The following is a 20,193-nucleotide window of genomic DNA, read 5'->3' as shown; positions in this document are numbered from 1 at the left end:
GCCCCGCTCAGCAGTTCGACGTCACCGGGGCGCCCGCGACCCGGTCCTTGAGGAAGGCGAGCACGTCGGCGTTGCCGGTGTAGACCGCCGTGATGTGGTCGGTGTCGAAGGTCTTCCAGGTCGTCTTGACACCCGCGGCGCAATAGGCCTTGTGCAGCGCGTCGGCCTGGGCGAACTGGACGAGCTGGTCCTGTGTGGCGTGGTAGAGGAACACCGGGACCTTGGGCGGAGTACCGCCGAGCTTGTTCTCGTTGAGTCGCTTCACCCATTCCGGCCGCACGTACCCGGCGCTGGTGGTGTAGTCGGCGATCTTCTGGTTCGCGTACGTGGTGAGCAGCTCGAACGTGCACGCGCTCTTCTGCATCTCCGCCAGCTTCACGCGGCCGTTGTCGCTGAGGAACGAGTCCAGCTTCAGTTCGGGATAGGCCTGGTCGAGGCCGATCAGCGCGTAGGCGAAGACGCCGAAACCGAACTTCCCGTCGAGTTGCAGGGTGACCTGGACGAGGTCGGCGGGCACACCGCCGGCCGCGACGCCGACGAGGTTCAGCTCCGGCGCGTAGGCGGGTTGCAGTTCGCCTGCCCAGGCCGCCGCCCCGCCTCCCTGCGAGTACCCGCGGAAGAGCACCTTGGCGTCGGTGGACAGCTTCGCCTCCGGCAGGCGCTGCGCGGCGCGGACCGCGTCGATCATCGCCGGCCCTTCCGAACGCCCGACCACGTACGTCGTCTTCGGATCCTGGCGATAACCCTCATAGTCGGTGAGCGCGACGGCGAATCCGGCGTCGAGCGCGTCGTCGAGGCCCGACTGCTCGTAGAACGCGCCGATGTCGATCATCTTCGACGGCGTGCAGTGGAACGCCGGACCGTGCGTACCGGCGCCGAACGAGAGGATCGGTGCCTTGGCCGGGTCCACGTTCTTCGGCACCAGCACGGTCCCGGTCACCGCGTCCGGCCGTCCGAGGGCGTCCGTCGACAGGTACATCACCTGCCACGCGTTGACGGAATCCTTACGCGGACCGGCTTTCGAGACACGCGAGCGGATGATGTCACCCGGTTTGCCCGCCGGGAGCGGGGACGGCGGGGTGTAAAACGAATCGTCGGACACCGCCGGGGCGGCGGAACTCGCCGGGCTGCCGCTCAGCACGGTCAGGAGACCGGCGGACAGGACGATCGCCAGCGCGGCGGCGAGCGCCCGGCGGGGCGGGCGGGGGAACGGGGTCGGCACGGCCGGGCCTCCAGGGCGGGTGGGCTGAATGTCGGATTCGGGTTGTTCGCGAGCGGGCCGGCCCCGGGCATCGACGCGTTGCGAAAGCCACTTTCGCAACCTTGATGGTTGTGAAAGTGGCTTTCGCGACACCGCTTCCGCGCCGGGCACGGTACTCAGGCGCTGCCGCCGTAGACCTGGCGGCAGGTCGTGGACTCGGCGAACGCGAGCTCCAGTTCGGGGTTGGCGCGCAGATGCTTGATCGGGCCTTCCGGCTCGCTCAACCCGCTCATCGTGCTGTCGGCGTCGGCGACCACCTTCTGCAGGCTCGCCTGGTCGGTGACCTTGGCGTCCTGCATCCGCGTCAGGGTGGCGGACACCTTCGACTTGGTCTCGCCGAGCGTGGTGGTGGCCTTGTCCACAGCGGACTGTCCATCCGGGACCGGCGGCACACCGGCGTTCCGGATACCGCCCGCCATGTCGTCGAGGGCGGCGGACAGCGAATTCAGGAAGCCCACCATGGCGGTCTTCGTCCCCTGCGGGTCGGCCGGGTCGAACGCGGGCGGCTTGGACAGCTTCGCCGAGCCCGTCGCGACGCCGGAGCACACCTTGTCCACCCAGGCGAGCGCGGCCGGGTCGGCGTGCCTGCCGGCGTCGGCGGGGTCGTCGGACCCGCAGGCGCTCAACAGGACCGCCGCGGCGGTCGTGGAGACGGCGGCGAACGCGATTCGCGCTGCCGTGCGGCGCATTCTTTTCATGGTTTCCCCGTCGAATTCGGCGAAAGAGGGCCTGCCCCCGCCCGCGACGAGCGGGATTCCGCGCTGGTCGGCGGTGACCGGCTTGCTGAACCGCGAGGTTACTCACGAAAGATTCCGGCAGGCAAGGCGGTGGCGCTGTCGAAAAAGCCGGTTGGCACGCGCGAGATAGTTTTCGGTGGTGCGATTGTCACCTGCGTCAGCGGTTCCGTATGCCGTCTTGCCTGGCTCTGAACTGGGGAAACCCATGTGTCGCTACTAGGAAGCATCCGGTTCTACCGTGTCTGCGTGACAATTTACCCGTTGCCGGTCAACTTTTCCGGTGAAGCACTTGATAGCAGTGTGGACGCGTCGTTAGTTTACTGTTCGGTTGCGATCCGTCAGACATCGTCGCTACCCGGAGAATTCTCCCGGGCCGATATTCATTGCTCTGGGGAATTGTACGCCGTTTCGTATCATCGTTGATACCACGGAAGGACGATCGTGAGTCACCGAAGAGGAACCAAGAAGGCGGTCGCCGCCGCCGCAGCCGGTGCCGTGGGGCTTGCCGCCGCGGTACTCGTGGTCGGGGCGCAGTCCAGTGTCGCCGATCCGATCTCGCTCCCGCTCAACTACCACTGCGACCTGCCGCTCGTGGGGTCGCAGTCGCTGAAGGTGGTGATCAACACCGATCTTCCGCTGTCGGTCAAGACCGGTCAGCCGACCGGCACGTTCGACATCAAGGCCGTTTCCACGATCAACGCGGACACGGTCAGCGGGCTCAACCTGATCGGTGCGACCACGCTGGAAGGACAGGCCGTCGCCGCTGCGACCGTGGCGGCACCGGGGCTCAACCTCCCGGTCAACGTCCCGAACGACATCGCCAAGCAGAACATCCCCACCTCGGGCGAGATGACGGTCAACGCGGCGGGCAAGACGCCTTCGCTGACCTTCAACCAGCCCGGCGAGGCGAAGATCACCGTGGGCGACCTGCGGCTGAAGGTCACCCCGCGCAAGGCCGACGGTTCGGTCACCGGCATCACGCCGGACGGCACGATCGACGCGCCGTGCACGCAGGATCCCGGTCAGAACAACACCCTGGCCACGATCAAGATCGGTGACGGCGGTGGCGGCACGACCACGCCCACCACCCCGACCACGCCCACCACCACCCCCACGACGCCGACCACGCCGACGACCCCGCCCACTACCACCACCACGCCCGGTGGCGGCGGGATCAAGTACGCGTTCGGCATCAAGGGACAGACCGCGCTGAAGTCGCTCGGCAGCACCGCGGCGATCAACGGTGGCTTCGACGCGGACGTGGACCTCGCGTCGAAGACGTTCACCGGTGACCTGAAGCTCGACCCGTCGTCCACCCAGTTCAAGCTGTTCGGGTTCATCGACGGCCGTTCCGAGATCAAGGTCGAGCAGGTCGGCAAGCAGACTGGTGAGCTCGTCGGCACCGGGTTCAAGGCGCACATCAAGTTCAACGTGTTCCTGCCGAGCGTGCAGATCTTCGGGATTCCCATCAGCAGCGACCCGAAGTGTGGCACGGTCAGCCCGTCCACCAGCGAGATGACCACCGGTCCGGACTTCGACCTGCTCAAGGGCGGGAAGCTCACCGGCACCTACTCGCTGTCGGCCCTGCAGAACTGCGGTCAGCTGAACGACTGGATCAGCGCGTTCGCCAAGAGCGACGGCAACACGCTCGATCTGAACCTCGCCAAGAAGTAAGTCAGGCAGCCGGTCCCCGTCGCGTTCCGTGACGGGGACCGGTGCCGTTTCCGCGCCGTTCAGGAAGGCGACCATGCCCCTTCGCATCAACGTCCGGATGCTGCTCGCGGCGGGCCTCACCGTCCTGCTCACGGCGGGCTGCCTGCTGTTCGTCGCCGTCCGCGGCGCGGCGGCCGGTACGCCCGTCGACAAGAAGCTGTCGTTCACCTGCCCGTTCCCGCTGATCGGGCTGCAGAAGCTCGACGTGAACATCAAGGCCGACTTCGAGGTGCCGACGGCGCCCGGCGGCACGCTCACCACCTCCGGGCTGACCATCACCGTGACCGTGCCGGACAAGGCGGCGCGCGGGCTCAATCTCGTCGGCGCCACCACCATCGAGGGCACGGCGGCGGCAGGCGTGACCCTGGTCAACGGCGACGCGAACCCGCTTCCCGTGCGCATCCCGCTGAACGTCGGCAAGACCGACGTCCCGCCGTCCGGCTCGTTCAGCCCGGTGGCGACCGGCTCCGTGCCCACCATCACGCTGGCGAAGCCGGGCAAGACGACGCTGACCGTCGGCGACTTCACCACTCGGCTCACCCCGAAGAAGGCCGATGGCTCCTTCACCGGGCTCGGCTCCTTCACCTCGGACTGCACGCTCGACCCCGGCCAGGATCCCGTCCTGCTCTCCTTCGAACTCGGCGACAAGCCGGCGGGGCATCGGTTCGCGATCGCCGGGAAGACCGGCGTCAAGGCGCTGGGTGCCGACGCGCCGCTGAACGGCACCTTCGAGCTGAGCCCGACCGCGGCGACGGTGTTCAGCGGCGGCCCGGTGTTCGACAAGACGCACGCCGACTTCCGGTTGTTCGGCTTCCTGCCGGGCTCGGCCGATCTGGAGTTCGTCGCCGACGGGCCGCAGGGCGGCGACCTCGCCGGGACCGGTTTCGTCGCGCGATCCCGGTTCACCACCGTTCTTCCGCTGGTGACGCTCGTCGGCATGCCGGTCAGCACCGGACCGGGCTGCCGGACGTCGGCCCCGTCGACGGCGGAACTGCGCACCGGCGAGGGTTTCACCATGGCGAAGGGCGGCGCGCTGCGCGGTACCTACTCGCTGGCGCCGCTGACCGGCTGTGGCGCTTTCACCTCCTACGTGAGCACCCTGGTCCAGGGGGACGGCAACACCTTCGAACTCGCGCTGACGCCGCGCCAGGCTTAGCACCCTTGCGCGGTACTGGGGACAGGCCGCGCGTACAGGGATTTCGCGTGATCCGATGGACGACACGCGTGATCCGATGGACGACACGCGTGATCCGATGGACGACACGACCGCGGCCGGGCTCCGCCGCGAGTCGTCCGCTGGATCACATGTGTCGTCCGTTCAATCACGCGTGTCGTCCATCCAGACACGCGAGACCGCCACCCCCGCACCCGCGAAGATCCGACTCTCTGGACCAGTTGCACTCCGGCACCTGTTTCCACCACCACCGCAGTAGTCGGGCCGACGGCGGCCCCGGTTCCCGGCGGCGGTAATCTGCCTCGCGACACGACCCGGACACCTGTTCCACCACCGAGGAACCACTGGTGAATCCTGGGAGTGCCACGAAATGACGATTTCCGCGCCGGAGGCCGCCGTCCGCACGGTGGAACTGACCGTGTCGGGGATGACCTGCGCCGCTTGTTCGGCGCGGGTGGAACGCACGCTGAACAAGCTGGACGGCGTCCGCGCGTCGGTGAACTATGCGACCGAGCGTGCCACCGTGCAGGTACCCGAAGCGCTGGCCGACGACGTGCTCATCGAGCGGGTCCGCAAATCCGGCTACACGGCGGCGATCCGCGGCGAAGAGGATCCGGACATCGGCTTCGCCCGCGTCCGGGATCTGCGTCGGCGACTGGTCGTCGCCGCGCTGCTGGCGATCCCGCTGGGGAACCTTTCGATCACCCTCGCGCTGGTGCCGCGGCTGCGGTTCCCCGGCTGGGAACTGCTGTGCCTCGCCCTGGCCGTTCCGGTCGTGTTCTGGTCCGCGCTGCCCTTCCACCGTGCCACGCTCCGGAACCTCCGTCATCGGTCGTCCAGTATGGACACTTTGGTGTCACTGGGCGTGCTCTCGTCTTTCGCGTGGTCGGCGTGGTCCGCCTTCGCGGGCGGCACGGAGCCCGGGTACTGGATCGGTTTCGGCCCGACGGCGGCCGGCGCCGACGCGATCTACCTCGACGTCGCCGCCGGGGTGACCACCTTCCTGCTGGCGGGCCGGTATTTCGAGAGCCGGTCCAGGCGCAGCGCCGCCGGGCTCCTCGCCGCGTTGGACGCCTTGGCCGCCAAGGACGTCCGGGTGCTGCGGGACGACGTCGAGCGCATGGTCCCGGTCGGCGAGCTGGCCGTCGGGGACCTGTTCGTGGTCAAGCCGGGGGAGTCGATCGCCGCCGACGGCGTCGTCCACAACGGATTGTCCACTGTGGACGTCAGCGCGGTGACCGGTGAGCCGGTGCCCGCGGAAGTCGCCACCGGTGACCGGGTCGTCGGCGCTTCGGTGAACCGGGACGGCAGGCTCGTCGTGCGCGCGACCGCGGTCGGCACGCATACCCAGCTGGCCCAGATGACCGCGCTGGCCGAACGCGCACAGGCCCGCAAAGCCGCGGTGCAACGCCTGGTCGACCGGATCTGCGCGGTGTTCGTCCCCGCCGTGCTCGGCGTGGCCGTGGTGACGCTCGCGGCGTGGCTGCTCGGCGGGGCACCCGCCCGCGAAGGATTCGCGGCGGCCGTCGCCGTCCTCATCATCGCCTGCCCGTGCGCGCTCGGGCTGGCGACACCGACCGCGCTGATGGCCGGGGTCGGCCGCGGTGCCCAGCTCGGCATCCTCATCAAGGGGCCGGACGCGCTCGAGGCGAGTCGCACCGTGGACACCGTCGTACTCGACAAGACCGGCACCGTCACCACCGGGAAGATGACCGCCACCGCGTGCCGCCCCGCCGACGGGTTCACCCGCGGCGAGCTCCTGCGGTTCGCCGGGGCCGTGGAGGCCGGTTCGGAGCACGCGATCGCGGCGGCCGTGGTGATCGCGGCGCGGGCGGAACTGCCGGATCTGCCCCCGGTCGAAGGATTCTGCGCACTGCCGGGGCTCGGGGCGAAGGGCGAGGTGGAGGGGCAGGAGGTCCTCGTCGGCAACGCGCGCTTGTTCGCCGAACGCGGGATCAGCGTCTCCGACGACGTCACGGCGGAGGACGGCGCCACGGCGATCCTCGTCGCGGTCGGCGGCCGGCTCGCCGGGCAGCTGGTGGTCCGGGACGTCGTGAAGCCGTCGGCACGGGCCGCCGTCGAGGCGCTGCACGCGCTCGGTCTGCGGACCGTGCTCCTGACCGGGGACAACGAAGCCGCCGCCCGCGTGGTCGCGGACGAGATCGGCGTCTCCGACGTGCGCGCCGGAGTGCTGCCCGCGGAGAAGGCCGCGGTCATCGAGGAACTGCGGGCCGGGGGAGCGCGGGTCGCGATGGTCGGCGACGGCATCAACGACGGCCCGGCGCTGGCCACCGCGGATCTCGGCATGGCGATGGCGCGGGGGAGCGACATCGCGGTGCGCTCGGCCGACATGGTGCTGGTCCGGGAAGACCTGCGCGTGGTCCCCGACGCCATCCGGCTCGCCGACCGCACTCTGCGGATCATCCGGGGGAACCTGGCCTGGGCGTTCGGGTACAACGTCGCCGCGATCCCGCTGGCCGCGCTCGGCCTGCTGAACCCGCTGATCGCCGGGGCGGCGATGTCGTTGTCCTCGGTGCTCGTCGTGTCCAACAGCCTCCGGCTCAAGGACTTCGGCCGGGCGGACCGACGCGCCGCGTGACACTTGCGGGTGGTTTTGTACCATCGCCCCTCGGAACAAGGGGGCCTTCGTGAAGCCGTTGAACACCGGCGAACCCACCGGCGTGGGGCGCTACCGGGTGTTCGCCGCGCTCGGTGAGGGCGGGATGGGCCGGGTGCTGCTCGGGATCTCCGCCGACGGGCGCCTGGTCGCGATCAAGCAGGTCCACCCGGGTTTCGCACACGATCCCGGCTTCCGCGAGCGGTTCCGCCGGGAGGTCGAAACCTCCCGGCTGGTGTCCGGCGCGTACACCGCACCGGTCATGGACGCCGACCCGAACGCGCCGACACCGTGGCTGGCGTCGGTGTTCGTGCCCGGACCGGCGCTGTCGGAGGCGGTCTCCGCCGCCGGTCCGCTGCCGCCGATGGCGATCCGTCATCTCGCCGCCGGGCTCGCGCTGGCGCTGGGCGACATCCACCGTGCCGGGCTGATTCACCGCGATCTGAAACCCAGTAACGTCATCCTCACCGGTGACGGCCCGAGGGTGATCGACTTCGGGATCGCGCGTGCCGTCGAGGGCGACTCCGAGCTCACGCACACCGGCGCCGTCATCGGATCGCCCGGCTTCATGTCCCCGGAACAGGCCGAGGGGAAGCCGCTGACCGCGGCGAGCGACATGTTCTCGTTCGGCGCGCTGCTGGTGATGGCCGCGACCGGCCGCGGCCCCTTCACCGGGACGTCCACTCCGCACACGTTGTACAACGTCGTGCACCTCCAGCCCGACCTGCGGCACCTGGCGCCGGAACTGCGCCAGATCGTCGAGCCGTGCCTGGCGAAGAACCCTGCCGACCGGCCGTCACCCGCCTGGGTGCTGGAGCGGCTCGGCCCGATCCCGCCGACGGCCGGCCCGTGGCCGCCGGTGGTGTCGCACCTCATCGAGGCACAGCAGGCCGAGGTCCGGCGGCTGCTGAATCCGCCGCCGCCGAAGCGATCCCGGCGCGGCCTTTACGCGGGGCTGGCCGCGGCCGCCGTGGTGCTGCTGGTCGGCGGCACCGTTGCGGCGGTCTCGCTCTCCGGAGACGACCCGCCTCCGGCCGCCATCGCGCCGAGTTCGCCGCCGCAGCCGGACGAACCGGTCGCCACCCCGGTCAACCAGGATCCGCTCGGCCCGGACAACCTGCGCCGCGTCGACCTGTGCAAGGTGCTCGCGGGCCGTGACGTGCCCGGGTTCGGCAAGCTGAGCACGGAGATCGACATCCAGTTCGACTCGTGCACGTACGCGTCGCCGACGGGTAAATGGCTGGAGCTGAGCGTTGGCGGCGACCTGATCGAAGGCGAAGCCGGCGGCGAGCTGGAAGGGCTTCCGCTGCGGATCAAGGGCTCCGACGACGCGTGCGCGGTCGCCGTTCCGGTCAGCGGTCTGCCGAACACCAAACTCAGCGTCGACGTCAACTCGATGTCCACAAAGGACCAGGCGTGTTCGGTGGTGAAGGCGGCGCTCGCCGACGCGGTCAAGAGGATCCGCGCCGGAGGCCACGAGCGCGAGCTCCCGGCGGGCACCCTGGCTCCGCTGGACCCGTGCGCGCTGCTCGGCCCCGCGACCACGGACCGGCTGATCGGGCCGGTCGTCGAAACGATCCGCGAACACCTGCACCAATGCCGGTACGACGCGGCGGGCAGCGTCCGCCTGAGCTTCGTGCGCGGGTACCCGCCCGCGCAATCGAAGGATTCGTACTACACGGCGACCGCCACTCTGGATCTCGGCGGTGCCAAGGTGTACCTGGCGAAGCTCGACGACGGCATCGCGCGCTCCCACTGCTCGCTGACCTGGCAGCACCGGTCCGTCAGCGAACGCGACGGGGAGAACGTCGAGCTGACGGTCGGGACAAGTGGTACCAAGATGACCGCCGACGAAGCCTGCGAAAAGGCGAAGGGCTTCGCCGGGGCGCTGCTGCCGAAACTTCCGAAACCCTAGGGCTGGCCAGTGAAACCGTTGAACCCCGGCGAACCCCGGCAGATCGGCCCGTACCGGATCGTCGCCGAGCTCGGTGAAGGCGGGATGGGCCGCGTCGTACTCGGCCTCGCCCCGGACGGCAGGCTCGTCGCCGTCAAGCAGCTGCACGCCCAGTTCGCGCACGATCCGCGCTTCCGTGAACGGTTCCGGCGCGAGGTCGCCACGTCGCGGCTGGTCTCCGGCGCCTACACCGCCGCCGTCATGGACGCCGACGCGGAAGCGGAAACCCCGTGGCTCGCCTCGGTCTTCGTCACCGGACCGTCCTTGAAGGAGGCCGTGGACGGTACCGGGCCGCTGCCCGTCGAGTCGGTGCGGCTGCTGGCGTCCGGGCTCGCCGCGGCGCTGACCGAGATCCACCGTGCCGGGCTGATCCACCGGGATCTCAAGCCCAGCAACATCATCCTGACGAGTGACGGCCCCAGGGTGATCGACTTCGGTATCGCGCGGGTGGCGGAGGACGCGCAGGAGCTCACCGGAACGGGCGCGATCATCGGGTCGCCCGCGTTCATGTCCCCGGAACAGGCGGGCAGCGGGCGGATCACCGGCGCGAGCGACGTGTTCTCCCTCGGCGCGATCCTGGTCATGGCCGCGACCGGACGCGGCCCCTTCACCGGGCCGACCGCGCCACAGACCCTGTATAACGTCGTGCACACCGCGGCGGATTTCAGCGGCGTCCCGGACGAAATCCGGCGCATCGCGGAGCCCTGCCTGGCCAAGGATCCCGCGCGACGGCCGACTCCGGAACAGATCCTGGACTTCCTCGGCCCGGTGCCGCCGGGCGCGGCGCCCTGGCCGCCCGCCGTGCACGCCCGGATCCAGCGGCAGGACGCGGAAGTACGTTCGGTACTGGCCCTGCCGCTGCCGATCTGGCGTCCGCCGCCCAAGAAGATGGCGCCGCGGACGAAGAAGATCCTGTTCGGCTCGCTCGCCGCGGTCGTCCTGGTCCTCATTTCGGGGATGGTCGCGCTCGGTCTCACCATCGCCGACTACGCCAAACCGGAAGATCCCGGGACGACCTCGCTGTCGGCGACCGAGGCGCTCGGCGCGGAACGCCTGCGTCTGGTGGATCCGTGCAAGGTGCTCGCGGGCCGGTTCGTGCAGGAATTCGGCACCCTGAAACCGGAGACGCGCCCGACCTTCCCCGCTCGCTGCAAGTACACCGGTCTCAGGGGCGTCACCTTCGAACTCCGGCTCGGCGAAGGAGTGAGCACCAGCAGCCTCGAACGGACGGACCGCACGGCCGAAGGCTTTCCGTTGCTGCGCAGCACGATCAGCGGCGGATGCGATTCGGTGGCCCAGCTGCCCACGGACCGGCGGCTCGGCGTCGTCGTCTCCCATCCCGGCCGGGATGGTGATCCGTGCAAGGCCGCCGACGACATGCTGACCGCCGCGCTCACCCGGCTGCGCACGCACGAGGTCGACCGAGCGGGTGAACCGGCGAGCCTTCTCCCGCTCGATCCGTGCACGATCGCCGATCCGGCGGTGCTCGGCAAGACCATGCCCAACGCGCAGGCAGCCCCGCGGACATTGCGGATCTGTGAGTGGGTGGGTGGCGGGGACACACTGACCGTCGAGTTGCAGCGAGGTTCCTACGCGCCGGAGGGTTCGCCGGTCGACCTCGGCAGCGGGGTCACCGGCGACCTACGGGAGTCCGGCTCGAACTGCGGCGTCACCTGGCAGCATCGCCCGCTGCCGGACCGCGAAGCCGAACACGTCGCCGTCCGGCTGCTGGGGCGGGACGGGAGCAGAAGCCCCTGCGACCGGGCGAAGGAGATCGCGGGCTCGGTCGCTGCGCGGCTGCCGAAACCGTGAGCTCCGCGGGAAGGCAACCCCCTGTGACAGCCCGGAAACGGGGTCCGCTAAGCTATTGCCAGTACGAACGACACACCACGCGCGTTTAGCTCAGCGGGAGAGCGCTTCCCTGACACGGAAGAGGTCACTGGTTCAATCCCAGTATCGCGCACCAGGTTCGCTTCCCCGGCGGACCGGAGTTCGTACCGCGGGCGATTAGCTCAGGGGGAGAGCGCTTCGTTCACACCGAAGAGGTCACTGGTTCGATCCCAGTATCGCCCACCGCAGTGAAGGCCCCACCCGGCGAGGGTGGGGCCTTTTTGCGTCTCTAGCGCGCGACAGGATCGGCCAGGCGGTCGTGAGCTGGCGACGGCCGACGTTGCGAAAGCCACTTTCGCAACGTTGAAGGTTGCGAAAGTGGCTTTCGCAACCCTTCCTCAAGCGGGCAACGAGCCGCGAAGCCTCAGTGCCTCGATCATCGGCGTGAGCGTGTCCATGGTCGCGGCGAGGTCGGCCTTCGGCTCGGGAGAGTGGGCGAGCCAGACGGCTGCCTCGTTCATCGCACCGGAAAGCAGGCGTACCAACGGTTCGACGGGCCGCTTCGCCAGGACACCGTCGGCCATCAGGCCGGTCAGCGCCTCGGCGAGGTGCCGGGCGGACGACTCCGCGTCCAGCTCACGCCAGTCCTGCCAGCCGACCACCGAAGGGCCGTCCAGCAGCATGATCTGCTGGGTCTCCGGATCGGTCGCCGCGGCGAGGAACGCGCGGCAGCCGGCGAGCAGCCCGGCCCACGAGTCCGGCGCGGTGTCCGCGGCCCGCGCGATCTGCTCGCCGACGTCGTGCTGCACGACGCCGAGCACGTGCCGGAACAGGTCCGCCTTGCTGCTGAAGTGGTGGTAGAGCGCGCCTTTGCTCACGCCCGCGGTCTGCGCGATGGTCTCCAGCCCGACCTTGCCGTACCCGTGTTCGGCGAACAGCCGCCGGGCGGTGGCGGTCAACGCCTCCATCGTCTCTTCGCGTTGCTGCTGCTTCGTGCGGGTCACGGCTCGAATCTTGACATACCGACCGTCGGTTGGCTAACTTCGGAGAAACAAACCGACGGTCGGTATTGTTCGCGAGCAAGGTGGCATCATGCGTCTGACCAGCTTTTATCCCGTCCTCATGACCGAGAAGATCGCCGAGACCCGGGACTTCTACTGCCACCACTTCGGCTTCGAGCCCACGTTCGAAGCCGACTGGTACGTCAGCCTCAAACGCGGCGAGTGGGAACTGGCGATCCTCGCCCCCGGGCACGAGACCATTCCCGCCGGGGCGGGCAAGCCCGTGCAGGGACTGTTGCTGAACTTCGAGGTCGAAGACGCCGACGCCGAGCACCGGCGGCTGGTCGTGGAGGCGGGCCTGACCGAGGCGCTCTCCCTGCGCAGCGAGGAGTTCGGGCAGCGGCATTTCATCGTCGCCGACCCCAACGGCGTGCTGATCGACGTGATCCAGGAGATCCCGCCGACCGGCGAGTTCGCCGGGCAGTTCACCGACGAGGCGCGCCCGAGCTGACGAGAACGGCCAAAACGAACAGCCCGCAAGCGACGGCCGCCGACACCTGCAACCCTGTGGTGCAGGCGGCTTTCGCGGCATCGAGCACTTCGCCGGCTAAATGCGACGTGAGGCCCGAGGCGGCCGTCTCCGCCTGGGCCGGTCCTGACAGCGCGAGCAGCCGCGCGGGTTCCGGTACGCCGGACGGGACGGCCAGGTGTCCCGCGTACACCGCGGCGGCCAGGGAACCGAACACCGTCGTCCCGAAGCCGGCGCCCAGTTCGTAGCCCGTCTTCTCCACCGCCGCGGCGCCGCCGGCCTGGTCCGCGGAGGTCGCCGAAAGCAGGGTGTCGGTGCTCGACGTGAGCGCGAGTGCCATTCCCAGGCCCAGCCCGGTCAGCCCCGTGCCCAGCAGTACCGGCGACGTGAGCGCGGCCGATCCCGCCGCCGGGACCAGCAACGACACCGCCGCGACGGCGAACCCGGCCGTGCGGACCCGGGCGTTGCCGAAGCGTCCCAGCAGTGACGGGGTCACGACACTGCCGACGGCCGAAGCGCCCAGCACCAGGAGCAACCGGCCCGCCGCCGCGGTGGGCGAAAGCCCGAGCACCACCTGCAGGTACTGGGCGAACAGCAGGCCGAGACCGACGAGGGTGCTCATCACCAGCAGCACCCCGCCCACCGCGGCCCGCACGCCCGGCCGCCGGAACAGGGCGAGGTCCAGTAGCGGCGGATCGGTCCGGCGCTGGCGGCGCAGGAACAGTCCGATGAGGACACAACCGGTCGCCCCCGACGCGACGGCCGTGGTCCACGAGCCGGGATGCCCGACGGCGAAGGCGATCCCGAGGACGCCGCCCGCGGCGAGGGCGGCGCTCAGCGCGTCCCACGAGCCCCGGCCCGGCGGACTACGGGGGAGCCACCGCAGCGCCAGCACGACCGCCGCCAGGATCACCGGCGGATTCAGCAGGAACGTCGCCCGCCAGCCCCACGCCTCGACGAGCACTCCGCCGAGGATCGGCCCGAACACCGATCCGGTACCCGCGATCCCGCTGCACACCGCGATCGCCGTGCGGCGACGGCGCTGCTCCGGGAACAGCTCGCGGAGCAGCGACATCGTCACCGGCATGATCATCGCGCCACCGCAGCCCAGCAACGCGCGGAACGCCAGCAGTACCGGGACGTTCGGCGCGAACGCGCAGCCGAGCGACGCGAGCCCGAACACGACGTACCCGGCGACCAGCACGCGCCGCCGCCCGTACCGGTCGCCGAGGGTGCCGAACGGCAGCAGCAGCGGCGCGGCGGTCAGCGGGTAGATCGCCACGATCCACACCTGAGCCGCCGCGCCCGGCCGCAGCTGCCGGACGAGATCGGGCAACGCGACGTGCAGCACGGTCGCGTCGACCGCCACGAGGAAGAGCCCGGCGCCGAGTACCGCCAGCAGCGGCCAGGCGCGGTCGACCGCTCGCTCGGCCCGGGCCGTGGTCACAGGAGTCCCGTCAGATGCCTCGCCACGACATCGACGCAGGGCGGGTCGACGACCGACAGGTGATGCGCCTCGACCGGCACGATCTCCAGCCCCGGGCACACCTCCGCCCAGCCCGCCGCGAGATCCGTGCGCGAATATCGCGGCTCCATCGCCAGCCCGGCCGCGTACTGCTCGGTCGCCCGGTAGAGCACGACCCGTCCGTCGTAACGGCGGGGCGTACCGCGTTCGGCGGCGAGCGTGTCCAAAAAGGACTGACGCTGGTGCCGGAGCACACCGGGGCTGAGCAAGCCCGCCTCGGCGACCCGCCGCATGGTCAGCTCGATCTGTTCCTCTTCGGGCAGCGGGGCGAGTTCCTCGTGGCCGAGCCGCACTTCGCGGCCGTAGGTCCCCTCGACGTAGCCGGTGAACCGCAGGAACCGCCGGGCGGACGACGCCCTCGGATCGAGGTCCGGCTCCGGGAGCGGGAGCATGGTGTCGATCAGCGCGACGAACTCGACCTCTTCCCCTTCTTCGGCGAGCCGCGCGGCGACGCCGTAGGCCAGCGCCCCGCCGAACGACCAGCCCGCCAGCCGGTACGGCCGGCCGCGACGCTGTGCCCGTACCAAGGGCAACAACTGCTCGACCCGGTCTTCGATGCTGGCGCCGGGAACGCGTTCGAACCCAACGCACGGCACCGAGGTGGGCAACCGGTCCAGCAGCGGCCGGTACACGGTGCAGGTGCTCCCGCCGGGGTGGAACAGCAGGAGCGGCGCGACTCCCGCTTCGCCAGGGGCGAGGACGTGCACCGGCCCTCGCTCCTCTCTCGTGTCGAGGATGGCGCGGGCGACGTCGGCGATGGCCGCGAGCGAATCGTGCCGCCGGAGTTCGGCGGCGGTGACCGGCGTGTCGAGCTCGGTGCTGAGCCCCTCGGCGAGCAGTTCGGCCAGCCGGTCCGGTGTGCCCGTCTCGGTCAGCCGAACGTGCGTGCCGGTCGCTTCCGCCCCGGTGTACTCCTGCCACAGGCGCAGGACGAGGCGGTCCGCCGCGTCCCAGGCTCGGCCCCGGGACGGCAGTGGTTCCTCGTTTTCGCGGGGCACGAGATCGCGGCTGAGATCGGCGAGGGTGGCGCCGCGAAGCACACTCACGGCGTCGGGTTCCGTGCCGAACTCCCGGCGGACGGCTTCGCGGATCCGGTTCGCCATCAGGGAATCCAGCCCGAGTTCCACCAGCGGGACGTCGGCGTCGAGGCGTTCGGGACGCAGTCCCATGACGGCGGCGACGATCTCGGTCAGCCGGTCGCCCCCGGCGGCCCGGACGGGTTCGGGCTCCGGCGCGCGTGCCGCGAACGCCGGTGGCGCTTCGGCCGTGGTGTACCAGTGGCGTTCGTGCCGCCACGGCATCGGCGGGACGTCGGCCAGCCGGGCACCGTCGTCCGGATCGGCGGTGGTGATCCGGGTGCCCGCGCAGTACAACTCGGCCGCGGCGGCGCCCAGCGTGCGGACCTCGTCCTGGCCCCGGCGCAGGGTTCCGGTGACGACGGCGTCGTGGACGCCCTCGGCTTCGAGTGTCCTCGCCACCGAGCCCCGCAGGATCGGATGTGGCGAGACCTCCAGGAAGACACGGTGCCCGTCGCCGGCGGCGGCCGCCACGGCCTGCCGGAACCGCACCGGGCGGCGCAGGTGCGCGGCCCAGTACCCGGCGTCGAAGTCCGGCAGTTCCCGGGGATCGGCCAGAACCGTGTCGTACCAAGGCACCGTCGGACGGCGGCCGCCCAGTTCGGCGAGCGCCTCCCGGAGCGCGGGCAGCACCGGATCGACCCGGGCGGAGTGCCCGGCGACCTCGACCGGCAGCCGCCGCGCGGCCAGCCCGGCGGCTTGGAGTTCCGCGACGAGCAGATCGAGCACGGTCGCGTCCCCGGCCACGGTCAGCTGCCCCGGCGCGGACTCGACGGCGAGTTCGATGTCGGGGTACAGCTCCAGTTCCTCCGGCGCCAGTTCGACCGCCGCCATCGCGCCGCCCGGGCCGAGGGTGCCCAGAAGCCGGGCACGGGTCGCGACCAGGTGGACGGCCTCGTCCGGGGTGAGCACACCGCTCACCACGGCGGCGGCCGCGGAGCCGAGCGAGTGCCCGACGACGGCCGAGGGCCGGACCCCGAGCGCCTCCCACTGCGCGGCCAGCGCGATCTGCGTCCCGAAGATGGCCGTCTGGGTTTCGGGCAGGGACAAGGAATCCCCGCTGGTGAGCAGCGCGCGCAGCGAGCGGCCGGTGTGCTCGGTGAACAGGTCGTGCAGCTTGTCGACCTGCGCGGCGAACGCGGGTTCGGCGCGCAGCAGCCCTTGCCCCATCCCCGGCCACTGGGAGCCGTGACCGGAGAACACGAAGACCGGGCCGCCGGTGCTCACGGTGGTGCCGGTGACAGCGCCAGCGGGCAGCGGATCGGCGCCGGAACCGACGGCGCGCAGCAGGACCGCCAGTTCGGCGGTGTCGCCCGCGACGACGGCGGCGCGGTGTGGTCCGCCGTTGTCGCGCCGGGACAACGTGTGGGTGATGTCGGCGAGGGACGCCGACGGCGCAGATTCCACCCAGTCCGCCAGCTGAGCCGCGCGTTCGGTGAGCCGGTCGCGGGTGCGGGCGGACAGCAGCCCGATCCGGACGTCGGCCCGGTCCGGCACGGGGTCCAGCGGCGGCGCCTGTTCGAGGACGACGTGCGCGTTGGTCCCGCCGAACCCGAACGCGGACACGCCCGCCGTGGCGCGGCCGGACCGGCGCGGCCACGGCGTCGGTTCGGTCACCACCTTCAGGCGAAGGTCGTCGAACGGGATGTGCGGATTGGGGGCGGAGAAGTGCAGTTGTGGCGGTAGTTCGTCCTTGGTCATCGCGAGGACGACCTTGATCAGCCCGGCGATCCCCGCGGCCGCCTCGGCGTGCGCGATGTTCGTCTTCACCGAGCCGATCAGCAGCGGGGCGTCGGCTCGCCGGTCCTTGCCGAGCACGGCGCCGAGCGAGCGGGCCTCGATCGGGTCACCGAGCAGCGTGCCGGTGCCGTGCGCCTCGACGTAGTCCACAGTGGACGGATCGAGCCGGGCACCGTGGTACGCCGTGCGCAGCATGTCCTGCTGGGCGACGGGGTTCGGTGCCGCCATGCCCTGTGACCGGCCGTCGGAGTTGACCGCGGTGGAGCGGATCACCGCCAGGACCCGGTCACCGTCGTACTCGGCGTCGGTCAGCCGCTTGAGCACGACGACACCGCAGCCCTCGGCACGCGCGATGCCGTCGGCCTCCGCGGCGAACGTCTTGCACCGCCCGTCCGAGGCGAGCAGCCCCGCCGCGGCGAACGCGGCGGTCGGACCGGGCAGCAGCATGAGGTTCACCCCGCCGGCCAAGGCCAGATCCGCCTCGCCGTCACGCAGCGCCCGCACCGCGTGGTGCACCGCGACCAGTGACGACGAGCAGGCGGTGTCCACCGCCATACTCGGCCCGCGCAGGTCGTAGACGTACGAGAGCCGGTTGGCCGCGATACTCCCGGCGGCGCCGGTCGCGGTCCAGAGGTCGACACCACCGCCCGACATCGTGAGATGCCCGTAGTCGTGGGTCGAGATCCCGGTGAACACGCCGGTCCGGCTGCCACGCAGGGAGGCCGGGGCGATGCCGGCGTGTTCGAGCGCGGCCCAGGCGACCTCCAGCAGCATCCGCTGCTGCGGGTCCATTGTGGACGCCTCGCGCGGAGTGATGCCGAAGTGGTCTGCGTCGAAACCGGCCACGTCGTCGAGGAATCCGCCCACGATCGGCGCCGCCTCGGCGTCCCACCGGCCCGGAGGCGCGGTCCGGACGGCGTCCCGTCCGCTGCGGAGCAGCTCCCAGAACTCGTCGAGACCGTCCGCGCCCGGCCAGCGGCAACCGAGGCCGACGACGGCGATCGGGTCGGTCCGGCGACGGTCCGTGCCCGGCTGCCCGGGTTCGGGCTCCGTGTCGCCGGTGAGCGAGCGGGCCAGGTGATCGATGGTCGGGCTTTCCCACAGCAGGGTGGCCGGGAGCGGGGTGCCGAGCAGCTCTTCGAGATCGGCGGCGATACCGACGGCCTGGCGGGAGGACAGGCCGTAGTCGCTGAGCGGACGGTCGGCTTCGAGCCGGGCCGCGTCGACGCCGGTGTGCCCGGCGACGGTGTCGAGCAGCCAGCGGCGCAGTGCCGGGGTGTCGAACGACGGGTTTCTCATCGCACCAAGGCCTTTCCGTAATCACCGGCGAGATAGCGGTCGCGGCAGGCGCTCCGCGCGATCTTCCCGCTGGAGGTCCGCGGGACCAGGCCCGCCGGGACGAGCACGACGTCACGCAGGGCGAGGCCGTGCGCGTCGGAGACGAGCCGCCGGATCGACGCTTCGAGCGCCCGTTCGTCCTCCGTGGTCAGCGCGGTGTGACCGCGGTGCTCGGCGACGACGACCGCGGATTCGGTGTCGGTGCCTTCGATGGCGAACGCGGCGACACTGCCGGGTCGGATGTCACGGTCGGCCGAGGCAGCGGTCGCCTCCACGTCCTGCGGGTAGTGGTTACGGCCGTCGACGATGAGCAGGTCCTTGATCCGGCCCGCGATGTAGACCTCGCCGTCGTGCCGGACACCGAGGTCGCCCGTGCGCAGCCAGGGCCCCGCCGGCAGTTCCCCGTGGTCGCCGGTCAGCCGGGCACCGAAGGTTTCGGTGCTCTCCAGGGGTTTCTGCCAATAGCCGGTGCCGACGTTGGGACCGTGGACCCAGATCTCGCCGACCGCGCCGTCTTCGAGCGCGACACCGGTTTCCGGGTCGACCAGCGCGACGTGCTGCCCCACCGGGACGCCGCAGGCGACCAGCCGGAGACCGGTTTCCGCCTGCCGCGCCGTTCCCGCTCCCAACGCGACGCGGTCGAACGTGGTGACCCGCGGGGGGACGCCGGGACCGGTGGTGACGAAGACGGTCGCCTCGGCCAGCCCGTACGCGGGCCGCGTCTTGTCCGGGGTGTACCCGACCTCGGCGAAAGTGTCATGGAACCGGTCGAGCACGCCGGGGTTGATCGGCTCGGCGCCGTTGACGATCGCGGCGACGCGGTCGAGGCGGAGCTTGGCGCGGTCCTCCTCGCGCACGCGGCTCGCGGCGTAGTGGAACGCGAAGTTCGGGGCGGCGCTCCAGCTCGCGTTGTGGTCGCCGAGCAACTCCAGCCAGCGCACGGGGCGCTCGATGAAGGCCAGCGGGTCCATCAGCACCGACCGCATACCCATCGCCAGCGGCGTGATCAGGCCGAGCACGAGACCCATGTCGTGGAACAACGGCAGCCACGACACCGTCGCGCCCGCCGGGTCGATCCCGAGTCCGTGCACCGCCTGGCTGACATTGGCGAGCACGTTCTCGTGGGTCAGCACCACTCCCGCCGGGCTGCGGGTCGAACCTGACGTGTACTGCAGGTACGCCACGTCGTCCGGCGCCGGGGCCGGGGCGGGCCAGGCGCGGCCAGGCCCCGCGGCCGGCTTGTCGGCCGCGACCATGGCGACGCGCTCACCGCCGGGAAGGCCTGCCAGGAACTCGCGGACCGCGTCCACCGACGCGGACGTGGTGACCACCGCGGTGGGGGCGCAGTCGGTCAGCACCGCGGCGAGTCGTCCGGCGTGCCCGGGCAGCCCGGGATCGAACAACGGCACGGCGATCGCGCCCGCGGTGATCGCGCCGAGGAACGCGACGACGTAATCGGCGCTCTGCGGGCACAGCACCGCCACCCGGTCGCCGGGCCGGACGGGCAGTGCCGCCGCGACGGCGTCGACGCGCTCCTGGAGTTGTTTCCAGCTCAGCGTCTTCCGTCGTCCGGCGCGATCGGCCGAAAAGTCGGCGAAGGTGAGCGCGGGCCGGTCGCCGTCGGTGTCCGCCCAATGCCGGAGGCAGGCGGGGAGGGTGTTTCCGGGGGCCAGGGACATGGCGTCTCCTCGGGGTTCG

General features: G+C 70.9%; 12 protein-coding genes and 2 tRNA genes. 8 read left to right on the top strand and 6 right to left on the bottom strand.

Annotated features, from left to right (window positions below; genetic code table 11):
* Positions 1–7 precede the first annotated feature (7 nt).
* Together ACZ3HL_RS39905 and ACZ3HL_RS39900 are read right to left on the bottom strand one after the other, a co-directional pair.
* Complete coding sequence (locus ACZ3HL_RS39905) at positions 8–1,222, bottom strand: lipase family protein (RefSeq protein ID WP_465536850.1); 1,215 nt, start codon at positions 1,220–1,222, stop codon at positions 8–10.
* Between the two features lie 155 nt (positions 1,223–1,377).
* A complete protein-coding gene (locus tag ACZ3HL_RS39900) occupies positions 1,378–1,950 on the bottom strand; it encodes a hypothetical protein (RefSeq protein ID WP_465536849.1) in 573 nt (190 codons plus the stop codon).
* Between the two features lie 489 nt (positions 1,951–2,439).
* On the opposite strand from ACZ3HL_RS39900, the gene ACZ3HL_RS39895 reads away from it, so the two are divergent.
* The 7 genes from ACZ3HL_RS39895 (at position 2,440) to ACZ3HL_RS39865 (ending at position 11,529) form a co-directional block, all read left to right on the top strand.
* Positions 2,440–3,672, top strand: a complete 1,233-nt coding sequence (locus ACZ3HL_RS39895; protein WP_465536848.1) for a DUF6801 domain-containing protein — start codon at positions 2,440–2,442, stop codon at positions 3,670–3,672.
* 73 nt (positions 3,673–3,745) lie between these two features.
* Complete coding sequence (locus tag ACZ3HL_RS39890; RefSeq protein WP_465411836.1) at positions 3,746–4,867, top strand: DUF6801 domain-containing protein; 1,122 nt, start codon at positions 3,746–3,748, stop codon at positions 4,865–4,867.
* A 388-nt stretch (positions 4,868–5,255) separates the two neighbouring features.
* Positions 5,256–7,484, top strand: coding sequence for a heavy metal translocating P-type ATPase (locus ACZ3HL_RS39885; RefSeq protein WP_465536846.1), 2,229 nt, complete (start codon positions 5,256–5,258; stop codon positions 7,482–7,484).
* 49 nt (positions 7,485–7,533) lie between these two features.
* Positions 7,534–9,417 (top strand): serine/threonine-protein kinase, encoded by a 1,884-nt coding sequence (locus ACZ3HL_RS39880; protein WP_465536844.1) that lies wholly within the window; start codon positions 7,534–7,536, stop codon positions 9,415–9,417.
* Positions 9,418–9,426: 9 nt separating this feature from the next.
* Positions 9,427–11,268 carry a serine/threonine-protein kinase gene (locus ACZ3HL_RS39875; protein ID WP_465536842.1) on the top strand — a complete coding sequence of 614 codons (1,842 nt, stop codon included), beginning with the start codon at positions 9,427–9,429 and terminating at the stop codon, positions 11,266–11,268.
* A gap of 79 nt (positions 11,269–11,347) precedes the next feature.
* A tRNA-Val gene (locus ACZ3HL_RS39870) sits at positions 11,348–11,422 on the top strand.
* Between the two features lie 35 nt (positions 11,423–11,457).
* Positions 11,458–11,529, top strand: a tRNA-Val gene (locus ACZ3HL_RS39865).
* A gap of 155 nt (positions 11,530–11,684) precedes the next feature.
* Here ACZ3HL_RS39865 and ACZ3HL_RS39860 read toward each other — a convergent pair.
* Entirely contained in the window at positions 11,685–12,290 is a 606-nt protein-coding gene (locus tag ACZ3HL_RS39860; protein WP_465536841.1) for a TetR/AcrR family transcriptional regulator, read from the bottom strand.
* Positions 12,291–12,378: 88 nt separating this feature from the next.
* On the opposite strand from ACZ3HL_RS39860, the gene ACZ3HL_RS39855 reads away from it, so the two are divergent.
* A complete protein-coding gene (locus ACZ3HL_RS39855) occupies positions 12,379–12,798 on the top strand; it encodes a VOC family protein (protein ID WP_465536840.1) in 420 nt (139 codons plus the stop codon).
* Here ACZ3HL_RS39855 and ACZ3HL_RS39850 read toward each other — a convergent pair.
* Genes ACZ3HL_RS39850 through ACZ3HL_RS39840 form a run of 3 tightly spaced genes read right to left on the bottom strand, consistent with a single transcriptional unit; the run spans position 12,773 to position 20,174 of the window.
* Positions 12,773–14,263 carry an MFS transporter gene (locus ACZ3HL_RS39850; RefSeq protein ID WP_465536839.1) on the bottom strand — a complete coding sequence of 497 codons (1,491 nt, stop codon included), beginning with the start codon at positions 14,261–14,263 and terminating at the stop codon, positions 12,773–12,775. The genes ACZ3HL_RS39855 and ACZ3HL_RS39850 overlap by 26 nt on opposite strands.
* Complete coding sequence (locus tag ACZ3HL_RS39845) at positions 14,260–18,456, bottom strand: beta-ketoacyl synthase N-terminal-like domain-containing protein (RefSeq protein ID WP_465536838.1); 4,197 nt, start codon at positions 18,454–18,456, stop codon at positions 14,260–14,262. Before ACZ3HL_RS39845 ends, ACZ3HL_RS39850 begins: the two co-directional genes overlap by 4 nt.
* Complete coding sequence (locus tag ACZ3HL_RS39840) at positions 18,453–20,174, bottom strand: fatty acyl-AMP ligase (RefSeq protein WP_465536837.1); 1,722 nt, start codon at positions 20,172–20,174, stop codon at positions 18,453–18,455. Before ACZ3HL_RS39840 ends, ACZ3HL_RS39845 begins: the two co-directional genes overlap by 4 nt.
* Positions 20,175–20,193: the final 19 nt, after the last annotated feature.

The organism is Amycolatopsis sp. NPDC000009 (assembly GCF_055563465.1).
Note: the sequence above shows the minus strand (reverse complement) of the source record. Positions and strands in the feature narration are given on the sequence as shown.

Bases quoted from the DNA above. Each gene is read 5' to 3' on its own strand.
- ACZ3HL_RS39900 (WP_465536849.1), bottom strand. From the start codon at position 1,950: ATGCGCCGCACGGCAGCGCGAATCGCGTTCGCCGCCGTCTCCACGACC.
- ACZ3HL_RS39890 (WP_465411836.1), top strand. From the start codon at position 3,746: ATGCCCCTTCGCATCAACGTCCGGATGCTGCTCGCGGCGGGCCTCACC.
- ACZ3HL_RS39885 (WP_465536846.1), top strand. From the start codon at position 5,256: ATGACGATTTCCGCGCCGGAGGCCGCCGTCCGCACGGTGGAACTGACC.
- ACZ3HL_RS39855 (WP_465536840.1), top strand. From the start codon at position 12,379: ATGCGTCTGACCAGCTTTTATCCCGTCCTCATGACCGAGAAGATCGCC.
- ACZ3HL_RS39845 (WP_465536838.1), bottom strand. From the start codon at position 18,456: ATGAGAAACCCGTCGTTCGACACCCCGGCACTGCGCCGCTGGCTGCTC.
- ACZ3HL_RS39840 (WP_465536837.1), bottom strand. From the start codon at position 20,174: ATGTCCCTGGCCCCCGGAAACACCCTCCCCGCCTGCCTCCGGCATTGG.